At 69.7% G+C, this 3,805-nt stretch carries 5 protein-coding genes; all 5 read right to left on the bottom strand.

Translation table 11 applies throughout. The features are described 5' to 3' along the window. Positions 1 to 93: 93 nt before the first annotated feature. A complete protein-coding gene (locus VHK87_RS05185; RefSeq protein ID WP_329633830.1) occupies positions 94 to 639 on the bottom strand; it encodes a GNAT family protein in 546 nt (181 codons plus the stop codon). Beyond that, the gene (locus VHK87_RS05180) at positions 639 to 1,301 is read right to left on the bottom strand and encodes an N-acetylmuramoyl-L-alanine amidase (protein WP_329633831.1); all 663 of its coding nucleotides are present in this window, start codon (positions 1,299 to 1,301) and stop codon (positions 639 to 641) included. The genes VHK87_RS05185 and VHK87_RS05180 overlap by 1 nt, the downstream gene beginning before the upstream one ends. 53 nt (positions 1,302 to 1,354) lie before the next feature. Further along, entirely contained in the window at positions 1,355 to 2,248 is an 894-nt protein-coding gene (locus tag VHK87_RS05175) for a DMT family transporter (protein ID WP_329633829.1), read from the bottom strand. Positions 2,249 to 2,319: 71 nt separating this feature from the next. Continuing rightward, positions 2,320 to 2,697, bottom strand: a complete 378-nt coding sequence (locus VHK87_RS05170; protein ID WP_329633828.1) for a nuclear transport factor 2 family protein — start codon at positions 2,695 to 2,697, stop codon at positions 2,320 to 2,322. Between the two features lie 121 nt (positions 2,698 to 2,818). Next, positions 2,819 to 3,805 (bottom strand): acyl-CoA dehydrogenase family protein (locus tag VHK87_RS05165; RefSeq protein WP_329633827.1); only part of this gene is annotated, 987 nt, incomplete at its 5' end.

Genomic DNA, 3,805 nt, shown 5'->3' with positions numbered 1-3,805 from the left:
GTCGTCGTGGAGCCCGGACTTTCCTCGAGCTTGAAGCCCGCGATCGCCCGGCCGTCTGGTCCGCGCGGAAGGTGAGGCCTCGAAGCCCCGGGGTCAACTCGCCAGGCGGGCGTAGATCAGCTGGTCCCAGAACCGGCCCTTCCAGTAGGCGTGGTCCCGAAGCCGCCCCTCGCAGGTGAAGCCGAGCCGCTCCAGCAGCCGCGTCGAGCGCTCGTTGCCTTCGGTCACCGTCGCCTCGATCCGCCGGAGGCCGATGCGCTCGAACCCGAAGGCCAGCACGGCGGGCAGCACCTCGCTCATCACCCCCTGACCCCAGAAGGTCACCGCCAGGTCATAGGCCAGTTCGCCCCGCCGGCCGCGCTCCAGCTCCAGCGCGTTGAACCCGCAGGTGCCGATCAGCCGCTGGCCATCCCTGGACCGCACGCCCCACCGGATCCCGCCGCCGTGGGCCAGCAGGCCGTCCGCCCAGGCGACCACCGCCTGCGCCTCGCCCAGAGTCCGCAGCGGCTCGATGTCCATGAACTCGGTCACCTCCGGATCTCGGAAGTGGGCCAGCAGGCCGCCGGCGTCGCGTGGCGTCAGCGGACGGAGGATGAAGCGGTCGGTCTCGAGCTCCAGCGGGCCGTCGGCCCAGCCCATCAAGCGGCCAGCCTGAGCAGCGCGATCAGCCGCGCCCGGGTCTCGCCATCGGCGATCCCGTCCACCCTCTCCGGGCGCCAGTGGCGCTGGAAGGCCCTCACGATCGTGGTGGTGTCGGCGTCGAACCGACAGGACGGGGCGCAGTCGTAGCCGAGGCGGGTCAGCCCCGCCTGGAACGCGAACACCCCGGCCCCCTCCTCCCCTTCGGCCAGCGGCGCGCCCGGCGCGGGCGGCGGCTCGGCCCACAGGCCATGGCCGGCCTGCGCCAGCCGCTTCCAGGGGAACAGCTCGCCCGGATCGATCTTTCGATTTGGCGCGACATCGGAGTGGCCGACGATGTTGCGGTCCTCGATGGTCCAGCGCCCGCGGATGTCCGCCACCAGCTCGAGCACCGAGGCGATTTGCGCCTCCGGAAACGGCCGGTAGCCGAACTCGTGGCCCGGATTGACGATCTCGATGCCGATCGAGGCGTGGTTCACGTTGCGCTCGCCGCGCCAGAAGGAGACGCCGGCGTGCCAGGCCCGCCGCTCCTCGGGCACCAGGCGGAAGATGCGGCCGTCCTCCTCCACCAGGTAGTGGGACGAGACGCCGGCCGCCTCCTCGCGCAGCCGCGCCAGGGCCGCCTCGCCCGTCTGCATGCCGGTGTAGTGCAGCACCAGCATCCACGGCGGGGCGGTGCGCTCGTCGAAGTTGGGCGAAGGCGCCTCGATGAAGGTCACTGGGCTCGGTTCCTGACAGCCAAGAGAAGCGGCATGACCCGGTTGGGCCTAAGCGCGATGATCAGCACCCCGGCGAGCGCCAGGGCCGTCCCCGCCACCATCCGCCACCCGAACGGGTCGTTCGTCACCAGCACGCCGAGCAGGATCGTGGCGAGCGGCGTCATCAGGGTCAACGGGCTGATCAGGTTGGCGTCGTGCCGCTGGATCAGCCCGTAGTAGGCGGTGTGGGCCACCACCGAGACGACCACCGCCGAGAACACCACCGCCGCCGCGAACGGCCAGCCGGCCGCGATGGCGGCTTGATGGGCGCCCGGCTCGAAGTGGAGCGTCAGCGCGGTCAGCGGGAAAATGGAGGAAAAGCCCACCCAGGCCTGGAACTGCAGCGGCTTCACCCCCTCCACCTGCTTCATCATCACCGCGCCGAGCGACCCCAGGAAGGCCGCGAGCGCGATATAGATCAGCCCAACGGACATGGCGAAGCCGTCCGGATTCCAGATCACCAGCATGGCCCCGGCGAAGGTCAGCGCGATGCCGAGACCCCGCCGCCAGCGCAGCTTCTCGCCGAGGATCAGCCACGACAGCAGGGTGGTCATCGGCACGCCCAGCTGCAGCACCACCGCCGCGGCCGAGGGGGTGGAGGTCTTCAGCCCCACGAAGAACACCGCGAAGTTGCCGCCGCCCATCAGCAGGGCGACGACCACCACCCGCCAGAGCGGCCGCGGCGCCGGGAACAGCCAAGGGAAGGTGATGGCCGCCACCAGCGCGAAGCGCACGGCCGCGTAGAACAGCGGCGGCGTCGCAAGGTCGCTCACCACCAGCTTCGAGATGATGTTGTTCAGCGCCCACAGCAGGCACACGCCTACCAGCAGGGCGAAGTCGCGCAGGGGCATCGGCCGCCGTTAGGCCGCTTCCCCCGCGCAAGGCAACTCACGAGCTGCAACGAATTGCAGCGGCCGGGTGCTCACCCGCCGTAGAAGAACCGCTCCTCGACGATCTTGCCGTTCTTGACGGTGTAGACGCCGACCTCGTCCATCTGCATCCGCTCGCCGCTCGCCTTCTGGGTCACGTCCATGGTGAACCGGACGGCGAACTGGTCGCCGTGGACGTAAGGGCCGCCAACCTCGACGCTGTTGATCTCGTGGGCGTGGGCCCACTGCTCGCCCTTTGAGCGCACCGCAGCGATGCCTCGCGTGACGGCGCCCTCGCCCATCGGCTCGAGGCTGACGACGGTGTCGGCCCAGTAGGTCTCTCCCGCCTCGTCGAACTGGCCCGCCTTGAGCAGGGCGGTGAAGTCCTTGGCGATGTCCTGGGTGGTCTGGGCGATGGCTTCGATGGTCATGTCCGTCCTCCTCGTTTCGAGAAGGCGACCCTAGCCAGGGCCTGCCGCCACCATGCTGTCAGCAGCCTCTACCCCCCGCCGCTTCGCGGGAGGTAGGGGCTAGGAGGGAGAGGTCGTAGTCTTAGGCCGCCCGGCTGAGCGACAGGCCTTCGTACCGGGCCAGGTGATGGTCGGTGTTGCCGAACGCGGCTTCGATCATCGTGGCGCGCTTGAAGTAGTGGCCGATGGCCATCTCGTCAGTCATGCCCATGCCGCCGTGCAGCTGGATGGCGTTCTGGCCGACGAACCTGCAGGCCTTGCCGATCTGTACCTTGGCCGCGGAGGCCGCCTTGGCTCGCTCGGCCGCGTCGTCGGAGGCGACCTTGATCGTCGCCATGTAGGTCATCGAGATCGACTGCTCGACGTTGATGAACATGTCGACCATCCGGTGCTGCAGCACCTGGAAGGTGCTGATCGGCGCGCCGAACTGCTTGCGCTGCTTGGTGTACTCGAGGGTGCCCTCGTGCAGCTTGGCCAGCACGCCGCAAGCCTCGCCGCAGAGCGCCGCGACCGCCTCGTCGACGACCCGCTCGACCAGCGGCAGCGCCTGGCCCTCGGGCCCGATCAGCGCCTCGCCCGGCAGCGCCACGTTCTCGAAGTAGACCTCCGAGGCGCGCTGGCCATCGACGGTGGCGTAGTCACGGGTGGTGACGCCCGGGGCGTTCTTCTCGACCACGAACACCGACACGCCCTGCGCCTCCCGCTGGGCGCCGCTGGTGCGCGCGGTGACGATCAGGTGGCTCGCCCAGGGGGCGCCGACGACCACCGCCTTATGGCCGTTCAGCTTCCAGCCGGCGCCGTCCTTGGTCGCCGTGGTCTTCAGGTCGGAAAGCGCGTAGCGGCCCTGCGGCTCGGCGTAGGCGAACGCGAACACCGCCTCGCCGGCGATGATCTGGCCGATGAGTTCGGCCGCGCCGGCCGGCTTGCCGTGCTTCAGGAAGCCGCCGCCGATCACCACCGTGCCCAGGTAGGGCTCGACGACCAGCTTCTTCCCGAACTCCTCCATGACGATCATGTTCTCGACGTAGCCGCCGCCGAGACCGCCTAGCTCTTCGGAGAAGGCGGCGCC

This window comes from Phenylobacterium sp. (assembly GCF_036263695.1).
GTDB lineage: Bacteria > Pseudomonadota > Alphaproteobacteria > Caulobacterales > Caulobacteraceae > Phenylobacterium.
This window is presented reverse-complemented; position numbering and strand designations above follow the sequence as displayed.